A 16082-nucleotide genomic window follows, 5' to 3' on the forward strand; every position below is an offset into this window, starting at 1 on the left:
GGCGGCCGGCCGCCGAAAGGCGCGCCTGCGCTTTTAGTCAGACAAATCAAAAAGCCCGCTCGAAAGCGGGCTTTTCATTGCCTTTCGTTCCTTTCGGACGGCGGGGCGCGAAAGCTCAGAAGCCCCAGTGCACGTCGGCCTCGCCGGCCTTCGCCTCGCGCAGCATCGAGAGGAACGGCGCGACACGCTGTGCGAGGCTCGGCGGCACTTCGTGGTGCGCGTGCTCGACCTCGTCCTCGTGGAAATGGCCCGCGTGCTCGGCACGCTCCTGCTTCGCCTGCGCGACGGCATCTTCCAGCTTCGAAATCGCGTGGTCCAGCTCGTCGTGCGTAATCACGCCGCGCTCGCCCAGCTGCTTGCCGACGAGACCCAGCACATACACGGCGAAATCCTTCAGCACGTCGAGATCCTGTGCCGCCTTGCTCTTGAACGTAATCATGACAAATCCCTTTTAATCTTGTTGTGCCCGCCGCGCGCGGTTGGGGAACGCCGGCAGACCGGCGTCCGGCCGCGCGGACACGGGCCGCCTGAGCGGCATATTAGCACCTGTTAAAATTCTGCGATCCCTGAAACGCGCGCTTAAAAAGCGCGCCGGCGCGCCGAGATTCCCGGCCGCCACCAACGAAGCCTTCTACCAGCATGCTGCCAGCTCAAAAACAGACCCTCGAAGCCCTGCTCGCGGATAGCGTCAAGCAGGTCGCCCACGCCCTGAAGGGCGACGACTCCGCGTTCGTCGCGCCGGCGATCACGCTGGAGCGCCCGAAGGTCGCCGCGCACGGCGACGTCGCGTGCAACGTCGCGATGCAGCTCGCGAAGCCGCTCGGCGCGAACCCGCGCCAGCTCGCCGAGAAGATCGTCGCCGCGCTCACCGCGCAGCCGGGCGCGCAAGGCCTCGTCGAGGCCGCCGAGATCGCCGGCCCGGGCTTCATCAACCTGCGCCTGACGGCGGCAGCCAAGCAGGCCGTGATCGCCGCGGTGCTCGAGCAGGGCCGCGCGTTCGGCACGTCGGATCGCGAACATGGCAAGCAAGTGCTGCTCGAATTCGTGTCGGCGAACCCGACCGGCCCGCTGCACGTCGGCCACGGCCGCCAGGCTGCGCTCGGCGATGCGCTCGCGAACGTGATCGCGAGCCAGGGCTACGCGGTGCACCGCGAGTTCTACTACAACGACGCCGGCGTGCAGATCGGCAACCTCGCGATCTCGACGCAGGCGCGCGCACGCGGCCTGAAGCCGGGCGACGCGGGCTGGCCGGAAGCCGCGTACAACGGCGAATACATCGCCGACATCGCGCGCGACTACCTGAACGGCGAGACGGTCGCCGCGAAGGACGGCGAGCCGGTCAAGGGCGAAGGCGACGTCGAGAACCTCGACGCGATCCGCAAGTTCGCGGTCGCGTACCTGCGCCACGAGCAGGACATGGACCTGCAGGCGTTCGGCGTGAAGTTCGACCAGTACTACCTCGAGTCGTCGCTGTACACGGAAGGCCGCGTCGAGAAGACGGTCGACGCGCTGATCAAGGCCGGCATGACCTACGAGCAGGACGGCGCGCTGTGGCTGCGCACGACCGACGAAGGCGACGACAAGGATCGCGTGATGCGCAAGACGGACGGCACCTACACGTACTTCGTGCCGGACGTCGCGTACCACGTGACGAAATGGGAGCGCGGCTTCACGAAGGTGATCAACATCCAGGGCTCGGACCACCACGGCACGATCGCACGCGTGCGCGCGGGCCTGCAGGGGCTGCACATCGGCATCCCGAAGGGCTACCCCGACTACGTGCTGCACAAGATGGTCACCGTGATGCGCGACGGCCAGGAAGTGAAGATCTCGAAGCGCGCGGGCAGCTACGTGACGGTGCGCGACCTGATCGAATGGTCGGGCGGCGCAGTGCCGGGCCAGGAGGCGGCGCCCGACCTGATCGACGAGGCGACGATCACGCGCGGCCGCGATGCGGTGCGCTTCTTCCTGATCTCCCGCAAGGCCGATACCGAGTTCGTGTTCGACATCGACCTCGCGCTGAAACAGAACGACGAAAACCCGGTGTACTACGTCCAGTACGCGCACGCGCGGATCTGCTCGGTGCTCAACGAATGGAAGTCGCGCTACAACGGCGACGCCGCGCAGCTGCCGGGCGCCGACCTGTCGCAGCTCACGAGCACGCAGGCCGCGTCGCTGATGCAGAAGCTCGCCGAGTATCCGGACATGCTCACGCACGCCGCGAACGAGCTGGCGCCGCACGCGGTCGCGTTCTACCTGCGCGACCTCGCTGGCGAATTCCACTCGTTCTACAATGCGGAGCGCGTGCTGGTCGACGACGAAGCGCCGCGCACCGCGCGCGCCGCGCTTCTCGCCGCGACCCGGCAGGTGCTCGAGAACGGTCTGGCAATGCTCGGCGTGTCCGCACCCGCCAAGATGTAAGCGGCCCGTACGGGCAGCGACAGGCCGCGGCCGCCCGCCGTCGGATGCCCGCCGCGGCCTTTTCACGATTCTTTTTGCAGGTGACTCAAGCAATGGCACAACCACGCCGCACGTCGAAGCAATCGAAACAAGCCGGAGGAACATTTCTGGGCATCGTGCTGGGCCTGATCGTCGGCCTCGCGATCGCCGTGGTGGTGGCGCTCTACATCACGCGTTCGCCGTCGCCGTTCGTGTCGAAGGTGGCGCCGCCGCCGGCCGACAACGCCGCGAGCCAGCCGCAGCAATTCGATCCGAACCGCGCGCTGCAGGGCAAGACGCCCGGCCAGCCGGTGCCGCCGCAGGCCGCGCAGCCGACGCCGCCCAATACCGCGCCCGGCCAGGCCGGCAACCAGACGCAGCCGGGCCTGCTGCCCGAGCCGCAGATCGTCGAAGTGCCACCGTCGGCCAACGGCAACGCCCCGAGCGCGTCGAATGGGTCGAACGGGTCGAGCACCTCGAATGGATCGAGCGCTTCGAATGGATCGAGTGCGTCGAACGGATCGAGCGCTTCGAACGGGTCGAGCGCTTCGCATGGGTCGAACGCCTCGAATGGGTCGAGCGCTTCTAACGGGTCGAACGCATCGCGCGGGTCGTCGAGCAACGGCGTCGCCGTCGCGCCGAAGCCGGCCGACAACACGCCGCCGAAGAAGCAGCCGCAGGCGACGGCGGGCGAAGACGACCTCGCGCGCCTTGCCGCGCAAAAGATGGCGCAGCAGCAACAGGCGCAGAAGGCGCAACAGGAGCAGGCGAATGCGTCGAAGGCCACGTCGTCGACGACGGTCGCAAGCAATGCGCCCGGCAACGCCGCGAAGCCGCCGACCGCGAACGACGCGAACACCGGCTACTTCCTGCAGGTCGGCGCGTACAAAACGGAAAGCGACGCCGAGCAGCAGCGCGCGCGCCTCGGCTTCCAGGGATTCGAGTCGAAGGTGTCGAAGCGCGACGTCAGCGGCGTCACCTACTTCCGCGTGCGCGTGGGCCCGTTCTCGAAATTCGAGGATATGAACTCGGCGCGCCAGCGTTTGTCCGATGCAGGTGTCGACACGGCAGTGATCCGCTTCACGAAGCAGTGAAACCGGCCGCGCCTACGCTGATCCCGTTACGTTTCGCTACTCAAGCAACTGATCCGACGTTCACAACATGAAAAAACTGCTCAGCACGCTTCTCCTGTCCCTGGGCCTCGTGGCCGGCTTCGTCCACGCGGCCCCGGCCGCACCGGTGGCCGGCAAGGACTACGAGGTGATGAAGGCGCCGCAGCCGGTGTCCGCGCCGGCCGGCAAGGTCGAAGTGATCGAATTTTTCTGGTACGGCTGCCCGCACTGCTACGAGTTCGAGCCGACCGTCGAGGCGTGGGTGAAGAAGCAAGGCGACAAGATCGACTTCAAGCGCATCCCGGTTGCATTCCGTGACGATTTCGTCCCGCACTCGAAGCTGTTCTACGCGGTGTCCGCGCTCGGCATCTCGGAGAAAGTCACGCCGGCGATCTTCAACGCGATCCACAAGCAGAAGAACTACCTGCTGACGCCGCAGGCGCAGGCCGACTTCCTCGCAACGCAGGGCGTCGACAAGAAGCAGTTCACGGATGCGTACAACTCGTTCAGCGTGCAGGGCCAGGTGAATCAGTCGGCCAAGCTGCTGAAGGACTACAACATCGACGGCGTGCCGACGATCGTCGTCCAGGGCAAGTACAAGACCGGTCCGGCCTACACGAACAGCATTCCGGGTACCGCGCAGGTCCTCGACTATCTCGTGAAGCAGGTGCAGGACAAGAAGCTTTGATCTCCGCCAGGTCCGCCACGACGCCGCCGCTGAAGGTCTTCATCACCGGCGCGTCGAGCGGCCTCGGCCTCGCGCTGGCCGAGGAATACGCGCGCCAGGGCGCAACGCTCGCCCTCGTCGCGCGGCGCACCGATGCACTCGACGCGTTCGCGCGACGCTTCCCCGCGCTGTCCATCACGGTCTACTCGGCCGACGTGCGCGACCCCGACGCGCTCGCGGGCGCCGCCGCGGCGTTCATCGCCGCGCACGGCTGCCCGGACGTCGTCATCGCGAACGCGGGCATCAGCCAGGGCGCGGTGACGGGCCAGGGCGACCTCGCGACGTTCCGCAACGTGATGGACGTCAACTACTTCGGGATGGTCGCGACGTTCGAGCCGTTCGTCGGCCCGATGACGGCCGCGCGGCGCGGCACGCTCGTCGGCGTCGCGAGCGTCGCCGGCGTACGCGGCCTGCCGGGCTCCGGCGCGTACAGCGCGTCGAAGTCGGCTGCGATCAAGTATCTCGAGTCGCTGCGCGTCGAGCTGCGTCCCGCCGGGGTCGGCGTCGTGACGATCGCGCCCGGCTATATCCGCACGCCGATGACCGCGCACAATCCGTACCGGATGCCGTTCCTGATGGACGCCGACCGCTTCGCCGCGCGCGCGGCCCGGGCAATCGCGCGGCAGCGCGCGTTCCGCGTGATTCCGTGGCAGATGGGCGTCGTCGCGAAAGTGCTGCACGTGATGCCGCGCTGGCTCTACGACCGCCTGTTCGAAAAGGCACCGCGCAAGCCGAAGGCGAGCGCGCACTGAGCGGCCGCCGGTCCGGGCGCGTGCGTGCGCGCGGCCGGACGGCGCTGCTTCGTCGTTGCGGCGCGCTTGCGCCTCACCCGCCCCCGCTTCCGGCATTCCGCTCGAGCCCCCGGCTCGACCCGCCCGTTTCCCCACGCTCAAACGCCCGTTCCGTCGTCATCGCAGCCGTTTTCCACTCAACGCGCAGCGTTCCGGTGCCTTTTTCCACGCGGCGCGCGCTTTGACGGTATGCTATTCGTCAGCTGCGCCGGACCGGACCGCGGACCGGACCGAATTCCCGGCCGCGCATCCGCCTCCCGTCATCAAGCAAAAAGCACAAGCCACGTCGGAGATCCTATGCACTTCAAGCTGTTCGCCGCGGTCGCACTGGCCGCGGCCCCCGTCCTCGTCGCCGCCAAGCCGCTCACCGTCTGCACGGAATCGAGCCCGGACGGTTTCGACGTCGTGCAGTACAACTCGCTCGTCACGACCAACGCGTCGGCCGACGTGATCTTCAACACGCTGGTGTCGTACGACGAAGCCACGAAGAAAGTCGTGCCCGCGCTCGCGGACAAATGGGACGCGAGCGCCGACGGCCTCACCTATACGTTCCACCTGCGCCCGAACGTCGCGTTCCAGACCACTGACTATTTCAAGCCGTCGCGAGCGCTGAACGCCGACGACGTCGTGTTCACGTTCGAACGGATGCTCGACGACGCGAATCCGTGGCACAAGGTCGCCGGCGCGAGCGGCTTTCCGCATGCGCAGTCGATGGGCCTGATCAAGCTCGTGAAATCGGTCACGAAGGTCGACGACGACACCGTGAAGTTCGTGCTGAACGAGCCGAACGCGACGTTCGTGCCGATCCTGACGATGGGCTTCGCGTCGATCTACTCGGCCGAATATGCGGACCAGCTGCTGAAGGCCGGCAAGCAGGCAGACCTGAACGCGAAGCCGGTCGGCACCGGCCCGTTCATGCTGAAGAGCTACACGAAGGACGCGCTGATCCGCTACGACGCGAACCCGGCCTACTGGGGCGCGAAGCCGAAGGTCGACCGGCTGATCTACGCGATCACGCCCGACCCGTCGGTGCGCTTGCAGAAGGTGAAAGCCGGCGAATGCCAGATCGCGCTGTCGCCGAAGCCGCAGGACGTGCTCGCCGCGAAGGGCGAGAGCGCGCTGAAGGTCGTGCAGACGCCCGCGTTCATGACCGCGTTCGTCGCGCTGAACACGCAGAAGAAGCCGCTCGACAACGACAAGGTGCGCCAGGCGCTGAATCTCGCGTTCGACCGCACGAGCTACCTGAAGGTCGTGTTCGACAACACCGCGACGCCCGCGAACAACCCGTATCCGCCGAACACGTGGAGCTACGCGAAGGACGTCGCACCGTATGCGTACGATCCGGCGAAGGCGAAGCAGCTGCTTGCCGCGGCGGGCTTCCCGAACGGCTTCTCGACGACGATCTGGGTGCGCCCGACGGGCAGCGTGCTGAACCCGAACCCGAAGGCCGGCGCGGAGCTGCTGCAGGCCGATCTCGCAAAGATCGGCGTGAAGGCCGACCTGAAGGTGATCGAATGGGGCGAGCTGATCAAGCAGGCGAAGCTCGGCCAGCATGACATCCTGTTCATGGGCTGGGCCGGCGACAACGGCGATCCCGACAACTACCTGACGCCGCAGTTCAGCTGCAACGCGGTGAAGTCCGGCATCAACTTCGCGCGCTACTGCGACTCGCAGCTCGACAAGCTGATCGCCGACGGCAAGGAAACGGCCGATCAGGGCAAGCGCACGAAGTTGTACGAATCCGCGCAGAAGCTCATCCACGACCAGGCGCTGTGGATTCCGCTCGGCTATCCAACGGCGGCCGCGCTCACGCGCGCGAACGTCAGCGGCTATCGCGTGAGTCCGTTCGGACGCCAGAATTTCGCGACGGTGTCGGTGCAGTAACGCACGCCCGGCCGCGGTGTGCAAGCGACGGGTGTGACGACCCGTCGCTTGCACACCGCGCGCCGCACTTGCTACGCTCCGCCCATCTTTTCTCTCGCCGGACTCCAGCCAAAGTGAACAACTAAGCCTTCCCAAAATGTTTTCGCCGCCGCGTCACGCACGCCGCGCGAAGTTTTTCACGCATTTTCGGAGGTGCTTATGGCTGCAGCCACGCCCACCGGCGCGCTCGTCGCGCTTCATCACGTTTCCTTCCGCTTCGACGACGGCTTCACGCTGTTCGCTTCGCTCGACCTTGCGATCGACCGCACGCCGACGGGTATCGTCGGCCGCAACGGCGTCGGCAAAAGCGTGCTCGCGCAACTGATCGCGGGGCGCCGCGCACCCCTTTCGGGGACGATCGACCGGCACACGCCGGTCGTCTACGTCGTGCAGCGGAACGACGACGATGACGCGCCCGCCAACATGCGGACCGTCGCGGAAATCGCCGCGCTCGACGTGCAGCCCGCAACGCCCGTGCATGCGCTGAGCGGCGGCCAGCTTGCACGCGTCGCGCTGATCGGCGCGCTGATCGGCGCGCTGATCGGCGCGCTGCTGTCGGATGCCGGCCTGCTCGTGCTCGACGAGCCGACCAATCACCTCGATCTCGAGTCGGTGCGGGCGGTGGAAGCGGCGCTCGTCGGCTTTCCTGGCGCCCTCGTGGTCGCGTCGCACGACACCGCGTTTCTCGCGGCACTCGAACCGACGCACACGATGCAGTGGCATCGCGACGGGTGGCGCTACGAGCCCGTCGCGTGAGGATGATGGAGCGCAGTCAGCGCGCGAGACTGAACCGCAGCACGCCGTCCTCGCCCTGCTCGCGCACGAGCTCCCCCGCGAGCCACAGCAGGTTCAGGTGCGCGATCGCCTCGCCGAGCGCGAACGTCATCTGGTGGATGTCGAGCTCGCGGCGGCGGAACATGATCGGCACGATGTCGGCCGCGCTCATCGGCTTTTCCGCGCACGCGACGCGCACTTCGTCGAGGCGCGCGTCGTGGTGCGCACGCAGTTGCGCGATGCGCGTGTGCACGCCACGGAACGGCTTGCCGTGCGACGGCAGCACGAGCGTGTCGGCAGCCATCGTCTCGTAGCGGCCGAGCGACTGCAGGTACAGCGCGAGCGGGTTCGCCTCCGGCTCGAGATCGAACACCGACACGTTCGTCGAGATGCGCGGCAGCACCATGTCGCCGGAGATCAGCACGTCATCGGCTTCGCTGTGAAGCGCGCAATGTTCAGGCGAATGGCCGTAACCGGTAACGACGCGCCACGTGCGCGCGCCGATCGTCACCGCGTCGCCTTCGCGCAGGCGGCGATAGCGCGGCGGCACGGCCGGCACGAGATCCGAGTAGTAGCTGCGACGGTTGCGCAGCTTGTCGAGCGACGCGGGATCGGCAAGGCCGTGGCGCGCAAAGTGATCGGCCGCGGCGGCGCCGCCGGCGTTCGAGCCGTTCCCCGCGGCCATCAGGCAGCCGAACATGTATTCGCCGAGCGTCATCCACAGCCGCGCATTCCAGCGCGACTTGTCGCCGCCCTCGCACAGCCAGTTCGCAAGCCCGAAGTGATCGGGATGGCAGTGCGTGACGATCACGCGCAGCACCGGCAGGCCGTCGAGGTGCGTGTCGAAGATCCGTTCCCAGTGCTCACGGATCGCGTCCGATGCGATCCCGCAGTCGACGATCGTCCAGCCCGCCTGCCCGTCGATCTCGTCGCGCAGCAACCAGAGGTTGATGTGGTCGAGCGAGAACGGCAGCGGCATGCGTAGCCAGCGCACGCCGGGCGCGACCTCGAACGTGTCGCCCGCGGCGGGCAGCGTATCGGCGAAGGGGTAGTCGAGTTGGTGTTCCAGTGCGTTCATCGGTGGGGTGTCTCGTGTTTATTCGTGCGGAGCCGGTGCACGGCCGGGCGGCGGGCCGACGCGGGCGTTCGGACGATTCTATCGCTCAATCGCGCAGCCCGTGATCCGCGCCGCTTGCGCGGCAAATAAAGTTCGCGTCAGAATCGGTTCCGTACCCGCATCTTTACGCGAAGATACACCGAACGGTATGCAACGACGCGCATCGTGCCGTCTGGCAATCGACTGCGCCGTAGCGGCGGATGCGCTGTAAGCGCCGACTTGGGCGCTAGAATGGCGACTGGTTCCAGCCCTTTTGAGCGAGCCTGCACGCAATGAATCACTTCCCCAAACTGCTGTCGTCGCAGATCGGCTTCGATGTCGCGCAGTCCATGCTCGAGAACTTCGATCGCCACTACCGGATCTTCCGCGAAGCGGCGATCGACGCGAAGACGCTGTTCGAGCACGCCGACTGGCACGGACTGCAGCGGCTCGCGCGCGAACGGATCACATCGTACGACGATCGCGTGCAGGAATGCGTCGAGATGCTGGAAGACGAATACGACGCGGAGAACATCGACGACGAGGTGTGGCAGCAGATCAAGCTGCACTACATCGGTCTCCTGACGTCGCACCGCCAGCCCGAATGCGCGGAGACGTTCTTCAACTCGGTGTGCTGCAAGATCCTGCACCGCTCGTACTTCAGCAACGATTTCATCTTCGTGCGCCCGGCGATCTCGACCGAGTATCTCGAGAACGACGAGCCGGCGGCCAAGCCGACGTATCGCGCGTACTATCCCGCCACCGACGGGCTCGCGGTCACGCTCGAGCGGATCGTCACGAACTTCCAGCTCGAGCCGCCGTTCGAGGATCTCGTGCGCGACATCACGTGCGTGATGCATGCGATCCACGACCAATTCGGCCGCTTCGACGAAGCGACGAATTTCCAGATCCACGTGCTGTCGTCGCTGTTCTTCCGCAACAAGACCGCGTACATCGTCGGCCGCATCATCAACGCGGACCGCGTGCTGCCGTTCGCGCTGCCGATCCGCCACGTACGCCCGGGCCTGCTCGCGCTCGATACGGTGCTGCTGCGCCGCCGCGATCTCGAGATCGTGTTCAGCTTCACGCATTCGTACTTCCTCGTCGACATGAACGTGCCGTCCGCGTACGTCGACTTCCTGTGCACGATCATGCCGGGCAAGCCGAAGGCGGAAATCTACACGTCGGTCGGCCTGCAGAAGCAGGGCAAGAACCTGTTCTACCGCGACCTGCTGCATCACCTGTCGCATTCGAGCGACCGCTTCATCATCGCCCCGGGGATCAAGGGCCTCGTGATGCTCGTGTTCACGCTGCCGTCGTTTCCGTACGTATTCAAAGTCATCCGCGACCATTTCCCGCCGCCGAAGGAGACGACGCGCGAGCAGATCATGGAAAAGTACCAGCTCGTGAAGCGCCACGACCGCCTCGGGCGGATGGCCGACACGCTCGAGTATTCGAGCGTCGCGCTGCCGCTCGCGCGGCTCGATCACGCGCTCGTGCGCGAGCTGGAGCGGGAGGTGCCGTCGCTGCTCGAATACGAGGACGACAGCCTCGTGATCAAGCACCTGTACATCGAGCGCCGGATGACGCCGCTCAACCTGTACCTGCAGAACGGCAGCGACGCGGAGATCGAGCACGGCGTGAAAGAGTACGGCAACGCGGTGAAAGAGCTGATGAAGGCGAACATCTTCCCCGGCGACATGCTGTACAAGAACTTCGGCGTCACGCGTCATGGCCGCGTCGTGTTCTACGACTACGACGAGATCGAGTACCTGACCGACTGCAACGTGCGCCACGTGCCGCCGCCCCGCCACGAAGAGGACGAACTGTCCGGCGAGCCGTGGTATTCGGTCGGCCCGCACGACATCTTCCCCGAAACCTACGGGCCGTTCCTGCTCGGCGATCCGCGCGTGCGCGACGTATTCTTGAAGCATCACGCGGATTTCTTCGAGCCTGCGCTGTGGCAGGCGAGCAAGGACAAGCTGCTGCAGGGCGAGCTGCCCGACTTCTATCCGTACGACGCGTCGCTGCGCTTCTGCGTACGCTATCCCGCACACTTCGACACGACGGACGACGACGAAGGCGGCGCGCAGCGCGCCGCCTGAACCCGCGCCACGAACCGACCCGATTTCCGCACACGGAATGCCACACCGATGAACACCAACGACCATCCGCTCTCACACCTGTTCGACAACAACGACGCCTGGGTCAAGCGCAAGCTCGGCGACGATCCGCAGTACTTCTCGCGTCTCGCCGACCAGCAGGCGCCGGAATACCTGTGGATCGGCTGCTCGGATTCGCGCGTGCCGGCGAACCAGATTATCGGCCTGCCGCCGGGCGAAGTGTTCGTGCACCGTAATATCGCGAACGTCGTCGTGCACACCGACCTCAACTGCCTGTCGGTGATCCAGTTCGCGGTCGACCTGCTGCGCGTGAAGCACATCATGGTGGTTGGCCACTACGGCTGCTCGGGCGTGAACGCAGCGCTGCACAACCGCCGCGTCGGGCTTGCGGACAACTGGCTGCACCACGTGCAGGACGTGCGCGCGCGACACGCGGCGCTACTCGACGAATGGCCGGTCGGCGAAGCGCGCTATCGCCGCCTGATCGAGCTGAACGCGATCGAGCAGGTCGTCAACGTGTGCCGCACGACGATCGTCAACGACGCGTGGGCACGCGGCCAGCAGCTCACCGTGCACGCGCTCGTGTACGGCGTGCACGACGGCCGCATGCGCGATCTCGGAATGGCCGTGTCGAACGCCGATGCGCTCGACGACACCTACCGGCGCGCGGTGGCCGCGCTGAGCGCGCGCGGCGACCACGCACGCGGCAACGACATGGTCGCGGCGGATGCGGCGAAGCTCACCGAAGTCGCGCAGTCCGTCGCGGATACGCTGAAGCCCTGTGCAGGGCCAGAGTAAGCGCTGATGCGCCGACGCCGGTCGAGCGCAATGCATGGGGCTCGAGCAAGCGCCAACGCGCTACAGGAGACACACCATGACAGCTGTTGATCACGACGATCCGATCGTCATCGCGGCGGCGGCGCGCACGCCGATCGGCGGGTTCCAGGGCGACTTCGCGTCGCTCGCGGCACCGCAGCTCGGCAGTGTCGCGATCGGCGCGGCGCTCGCGCGTGCCGGCCTCGGGCCGGAGCAGGCCGACGAAGTGGTGATGGGCTGCGTGCTGCCCGCCGGCCAGGGCCAGGCGCCCGCGCGCCAGGCGGCGCTCGGCGCGGGCCTGCCGCTCGCGACCGGCTGCACGACGGTCAACAAGATGTGCGGCTCCGGGATGCGCGCGGCGATGTTCGCGCACGACATGCTCGTCGCCGGCTCGGCCGACGTGATCGTCGCGGGCGGGATGGAAAGCATGACGAACGCGCCCTACCTGCTGCCGAAAGCGCGCGCGGGGCTGCGCATGGGCCACGGCCAGGTGCTCGACCACATGTTCCTCGACGGCCTCGAAGACGCGTACGACAAGGGCCGGCTGATGGGCACGTTCGCCGAGGAATGCGCGGGCGAATACGGGTTCACGCGCGAAGCGCAGGACGCGTTCGCGATCGAGTCGCTCGCGCGCGCGAAACGCGCGAACGAGGATGGCGCGTTCCGCTGGGAAATCGCGCCGGTGACGGTTGCCGGCAAAAGGGGCGACACGGGGGGCGACACGGTCGTCGCGCGCGACGAACAGCCGTTCCGGGCCGATCCGTCGAAGATCCCGGCGCTGAAGCCCGCATTCGGCAAGACCGGCACCGTGACCGCCGCGAATGCGTCGTCGATCTCCGACGGCGCGGCCGCGCTCGTGATGATGCGCGCATCCACTGCCGCGCGGCTCGGCATCAGGCCGCTCGCGCGCGTCGTCGGCCATGCGACGTTCGCGCAGGCGCCCGCAAAGTTCACGACCGCGCCGATCGGCGCGATCCGCTGCCTGTTCGGCAAGAACGGCTGGCGCGCGGCCGACGTCGACCTGTTCGAGATCAACGAGGCGTTCGCGGTCGTCACGATGGCGGCGATGACCGAATTCGACCTGCCGCACGACAAGGTGAACGTGAACGGCGGCGCGTGCGCACTCGGCCATCCGATCGGCGCGTCCGGCGCACGCATCGTCGTCACGCTGATCGGCGCGCTGCGCGCGCGCGGCGGCCGGCGTGGCGTCGCGAGCCTGTGCATCGGCGGCGGCGAGGCAACCGCGATGGGCATCGAGCTGATCTGACACCCTGACCCCACGGACTACGAAGGAGTGGCGAGCATGAAAACCGTATTGATCGTCGGCGCGTCGCGCGGCCTCGGCCGCGAGTTTGTCCGGCAATACCGGCGCGACGGCTGGAACGTGATCGCCACCGCACGCGACGACGCGTCGCTCGCGGCGCTGCGCGACCTCGGCGCGCACGCGCATGCGCTCGACATCGCGCAGCCCGAGCAGATCGCCGCGCTCGGCTGGAAGCTCGACGGCGAGCGGCTCGACGCGGCCGTCGTCGTGTCGGGTGTCTACGGGCCGCGCACCGAAGGGGTCGAAACGATCAGCGCCGAGGAGTTCGACGCGGTGATGCACACCAACGTGCGCGGGCCGATGCAGCTGCTGCCGATCCTGCTGCCGCTCGTCGAAGATGCGCGCGGCGTGCTCGCGGTCGTGTCGAGCCGGATGGGCAGCATCGGCGAGGCGACCGGCACGACCGGCTGGCTCTATCGCGCGAGCAAGGCCGCGCTGAACGACGTGCTGCGCATCGCGTCGCTGCAGACCCGGCACGCCGCCTGCATCTCGCTGCATCCGGGCTGGGTGCGCACCGACATGGGCGGCGCGCAGGCGGCGATAGATCCGGAAACGAGCGTCACCGGCATGCGCCGCGTGATCGCCGAAGCCGGCGCGGACGTCGCGCTCGCGAACGGCCGCTTCTTCCAGTACGACGGCATCGAGCTGACCTGGTAACAACAATCCGTCGTTAATTCACGTTGCGCATGATTCCTACCCGACCTGACGCGTGCCCGTGCGGCGGCGCGTCGCCCGCTCCCGCCGGCCGCGCGCCGGCGCCCCGCTATGCCGCGTGCTGCGGCCGTTTCATCGACGGCGGCGAGATCGCGCCGACCGCGCTCGAGTTGATGCGTTCGCGGTACAGCGCGTACGTGCTCGGCGCGATCGACTACCTGCGCGCGACGTGGGACGCGCGCACCTGCCCGGCCGATCTGGATGCCGACCCCACGGCGCCCGATGCGCCGCGCTGGCTCGGCCTCGCGGTGAAACGCCACACGCCGCGCGACGAACGCCACGCGGAGGTCGAATTCGTGGCCCGCTACAAGGTTGGCGGGCGCGCGTACCGGCTCCACGAAACGAGCCGTTTCGAGCGCGACGAGCACGGCTTCTGGCGCTATGTTGACGGCGATGTAAGCGAGCGCTGACAAATAGTTGCTGTGTCATACGCCGGGTAATTCCCGCATTGCACAACCCAAAATTGTCAGGCTACGATGAGCCTCAGTTTGGTCAGTTGCATGGCAGGGCTTACGAATGACGTTCAGCAAGGTATTGGTGGGATGGATGGCGGCTTGTACGCTGTCGGCCGCTCTGGCCGATACGCTGCCGAACGCCGGTACCCCGGGCGGGCCGCTCGCCCGCGCCGATCGCTTCGACTACAGCGGGTCGGGCCTGCCGCAGGTCGCCGCGAACCTGAACGAGCAGGTCATCCGCATTCCCGCCGACGCGTCGGGCACGGTGACGCTCGAGGCCACGCTGTTCAAGCCGGACGGCCCCGGCCCGTTCCCGCTCGTCGTGTTCAACCACGGCAAGAATCCCGGCGATCTCCACCAGCAGCCGCGCAGCCGCCCGCTCGCGTTCGCGCGCGAATTCGTGCGCCGCGGCTATGCGGTGATCGCGCCGAACCGTCAGGGTTTCGCCGGCTCCGGCGGCACCTACCAGCAGGAAGGCTGCAACGTCGAGAAAAACGGTCTCTCGCAGGCGGCCGACGTCGGTGCGACGGTCCGCTACATGGCGCACCAGCCGTATATCGACGCGTCGCACATCGTCGTCGCCGGCACGTCGCACGGCGGGCTCGCGTCGATCGCGTACGGCACCGAGGCGGCATCCGGCGTGCGCGGCATCATCAATTTCTCCGGCGGGCTGCGCCAGGACCTCTGCGATGGCTGGCAGCGCAATCTCGTCGACGCGTTCGGTCAGTACGGCGCGCACAGCGCGGTGCCGTCGCTGTGGCTCTACGGCGACAACGATTCGGTGTGGACGCCGGCGCTCGTCGCGCAGATGCACGACGCATATGCGTCGCATGGCACGCACGTGCAGTTCGTCGACTTCGGCCGCTACAAGGATGACGCGCACCGGCTGATCGTCGATCGCGACGGCGTGCCCGTCTGGTGGCCGGCCGTCCATGCGTTCCTCGCCGATCTGAACCTGCCGACCGCGGTGCGCTATGCGGTCGCGAACCCGCGCGAGCCGAAGGCATCGGGCTTCGCGTCGATCGATGCGGTCGACGCGGTGCCGTTCGTCGACGAGGCCGGCCGCGAAGGCTATCGCCGCTTCCTGAACCAGCATCCGAGCCGTGCGTTCGCGGTGTCGGATGAAGGCGCGTGGTCGTGGGCCGAAGGCGGCGACGATCCGATGGCGCTCGCGCTCGACAACTGCGCGAAGCAGGGTGCGGGCGCATGCCGGCTGTATGCGGTCAACGATCGCGTCGTGTGGAACGCGCATGCGTCGCAGACCGCGGACAACGGCGGCGACGATGCGCACGCCCTCGCGTCGCGCTGATCGCGCGTTCGGCTGATTCTCCGCTTCTTCTCCGGTTTCTCCTCCGATCAGTCTCTCCGTTCGCGATCGCATCGCGCGCAGTGAAAGGCTGCACGCCACACACGCGCCGCAGCCACGCCATCCCGCCGCTCGATCTGGCCCATTTTCCCGCTTTCGCCCGCTTTCGCCCGCGTCAACCGTGCCGCCCGCTGCTCGCCCCGCCCCTTCATTCCCCTTTTTTCGAACCCGACCACACCGCCGGCCCACGATTTTTTTCTGCTGGGGGGTGTCACTCGAACGTCGTCATCTGCACGCAATTATGGACATCTGAATCGTACCGTTCCGAGCCGCTTCGAACTGCGCCAAACTCCCGCCAGCCAAGGCTTTGCGGCGTTTGTAACCGCTAGTGCAGGAAGCCGCGGAACACGCTAATCTCAGCGCGTTTTCATGTTTAGCGTGTTTTGCATGCCGCCATGACGGCCTGCATGGCCGTCATTCGA

The 16082-nt window shown here is 67.1% G+C and carries 13 protein-coding genes and 1 pseudogene; 12 read left to right on the top strand and 2 right to left on the bottom strand.

Annotation, left to right across the window (positions count from 1 at the left end; all coding sequences use genetic code 11):
• Window positions 1-115: 115 nt before the first annotated feature.
• The gene (locus DID96_RS15030; RefSeq protein WP_124600088.1) at window positions 116-439 is read right to left on the bottom strand and encodes a DUF1840 domain-containing protein; all 324 of its coding nucleotides are present in this window, start codon (window positions 437-439) and stop codon (window positions 116-118) included.
• A gap of 200 nt (window positions 440-639) precedes the next feature.
• On the opposite strand from DID96_RS15030, the gene argS reads away from it, so the two are divergent.
• From argS to DID96_RS15060, 6 genes and pseudogenes are all read left to right on the top strand, one after another.
• Window positions 640-2421 carry an arginine--tRNA ligase gene (gene argS / locus DID96_RS15035; RefSeq protein WP_124600089.1) on the top strand — a complete coding sequence of 594 codons (1782 nt, stop codon included), beginning with the start codon at window positions 640-642 and terminating at the stop codon, window positions 2419-2421.
• A gap of 92 nt (window positions 2422-2513) precedes the next feature.
• Complete coding sequence (locus DID96_RS15040) at window positions 2514-3533, top strand: SPOR domain-containing protein (RefSeq protein WP_124600090.1); 1020 nt, start codon at window positions 2514-2516, stop codon at window positions 3531-3533.
• Window positions 3534-3600: 67 nt separating this feature from the next.
• Entirely contained in the window at window positions 3601-4239 is a 639-nt protein-coding gene (locus DID96_RS15045; protein ID WP_124600091.1) for a thiol:disulfide interchange protein DsbA/DsbL, read from the top strand.
• Window positions 4239-5030 carry an SDR family oxidoreductase gene (locus DID96_RS15050; RefSeq protein WP_124600170.1) on the top strand — a complete coding sequence of 264 codons (792 nt, stop codon included), beginning with the start codon at window positions 4239-4241 and terminating at the stop codon, window positions 5028-5030. Before DID96_RS15045 ends, DID96_RS15050 begins: the two co-directional genes overlap by 1 nt.
• A gap of 336 nt (window positions 5031-5366) precedes the next feature.
• Entirely contained in the window at window positions 5367-6953 is a 1587-nt protein-coding gene (locus tag DID96_RS15055; RefSeq protein ID WP_124600092.1) for an ABC transporter substrate-binding protein, read from the top strand.
• A gap of 198 nt (window positions 6954-7151) precedes the next feature.
• Window positions 7152-7691, top strand: a pseudogene (locus DID96_RS15060) (ATP-binding cassette domain-containing protein); the annotation flags it as partial.
• Window positions 7692-7764: 73 nt separating this feature from the next.
• Here DID96_RS15060 and DID96_RS15065 read toward each other — a convergent pair.
• Entirely contained in the window at window positions 7765-8844 is a 1080-nt protein-coding gene (locus DID96_RS15065; protein ID WP_124600094.1) for an MBL fold metallo-hydrolase, read from the bottom strand.
• Between the two features lie 311 nt (window positions 8845-9155).
• Between DID96_RS15065 and aceK the strand changes: the two genes are divergently transcribed.
• The 6 genes from aceK to DID96_RS15095 all read left to right on the top strand — a co-directional run bounded on the left by aceK (window position 9156) and on the right by DID96_RS15095 (window position 15603).
• On the top strand, window positions 9156-10967 hold the full coding sequence (gene aceK / locus DID96_RS15070; RefSeq protein ID WP_124600095.1) for a bifunctional isocitrate dehydrogenase kinase/phosphatase: 1812 nt from the start codon (window positions 9156-9158) through the stop codon (window positions 10965-10967).
• Window positions 10968-11015: 48 nt separating this feature from the next.
• Window positions 11016-11783: a carbonate dehydratase gene (gene can / locus DID96_RS15075; protein WP_124600096.1), complete on the top strand. Its 768-nt coding sequence runs from the start codon at window positions 11016-11018 to the stop codon at window positions 11781-11783.
• Between the two features lie 76 nt (window positions 11784-11859).
• Window positions 11860-13068, top strand: coding sequence for an acetyl-CoA C-acetyltransferase (locus DID96_RS15080; protein WP_124600097.1), 1209 nt, complete (start codon window positions 11860-11862; stop codon window positions 13066-13068).
• Window positions 13069-13104: 36 nt separating this feature from the next.
• The gene (locus DID96_RS15085) at window positions 13105-13782 is read left to right on the top strand and encodes an SDR family oxidoreductase (RefSeq protein WP_124600098.1); all 678 of its coding nucleotides are present in this window, start codon (window positions 13105-13107) and stop codon (window positions 13780-13782) included.
• Between the two features lie 29 nt (window positions 13783-13811).
• On the top strand, window positions 13812-14249 hold the full coding sequence (locus DID96_RS15090) for a YchJ family protein (protein WP_124600099.1): 438 nt from the start codon (window positions 13812-13814) through the stop codon (window positions 14247-14249).
• Between the two features lie 106 nt (window positions 14250-14355).
• Window positions 14356-15603: a dienelactone hydrolase family protein gene (locus DID96_RS15095; RefSeq protein WP_124600100.1), complete on the top strand. Its 1248-nt coding sequence runs from the start codon at window positions 14356-14358 to the stop codon at window positions 15601-15603.
• The last annotated feature ends 479 nt before the right edge of the window (window positions 15604-16082 follow it).

The sequence above is a fragment of the Burkholderia sp. Bp8963 genome (assembly GCF_003854275.1).
Classification (GTDB): Bacteria; Pseudomonadota; Gammaproteobacteria; order Burkholderiales; family Burkholderiaceae; genus Burkholderia.

Bases quoted from the DNA above. Each gene is read 5' to 3' on its own strand.
- DID96_RS15090 (WP_124600099.1), top strand. From the start codon at position 13,812: ATGATTCCTACCCGACCTGACGCGTGCCCGTGCGGCGGCGCGTCGCCC.
- DID96_RS15045 (WP_124600091.1), top strand. From the start codon at position 3,601: ATGAAAAAACTGCTCAGCACGCTTCTCCTGTCCCTGGGCCTCGTGGCC.
- aceK (WP_124600095.1), top strand. From the start codon at position 9,156: ATGAATCACTTCCCCAAACTGCTGTCGTCGCAGATCGGCTTCGATGTC.
- argS (WP_124600089.1), top strand. From the start codon at position 640: ATGCTGCCAGCTCAAAAACAGACCCTCGAAGCCCTGCTCGCGGATAGC.
- DID96_RS15085 (WP_124600098.1), top strand. From the start codon at position 13,105: ATGAAAACCGTATTGATCGTCGGCGCGTCGCGCGGCCTCGGCCGCGAG.
- DID96_RS15065 (WP_124600094.1), bottom strand. From the start codon at position 8,844: ATGAACGCACTGGAACACCAACTCGACTACCCCTTCGCCGATACGCTG.
- DID96_RS15040 (WP_124600090.1), top strand. From the start codon at position 2,514: ATGGCACAACCACGCCGCACGTCGAAGCAATCGAAACAAGCCGGAGGA.
- DID96_RS15080 (WP_124600097.1), top strand. From the start codon at position 11,860: ATGACAGCTGTTGATCACGACGATCCGATCGTCATCGCGGCGGCGGCG.
- DID96_RS15055 (WP_124600092.1), top strand. From the start codon at position 5,367: ATGCACTTCAAGCTGTTCGCCGCGGTCGCACTGGCCGCGGCCCCCGTC.
- DID96_RS15030 (WP_124600088.1), bottom strand. From the start codon at position 439: ATGATTACGTTCAAGAGCAAGGCGGCACAGGATCTCGACGTGCTGAAG.
- DID96_RS15095 (WP_124600100.1), top strand. From the start codon at position 14,356: ATGACGTTCAGCAAGGTATTGGTGGGATGGATGGCGGCTTGTACGCTG.
- can (WP_124600096.1), top strand. From the start codon at position 11,016: ATGAACACCAACGACCATCCGCTCTCACACCTGTTCGACAACAACGAC.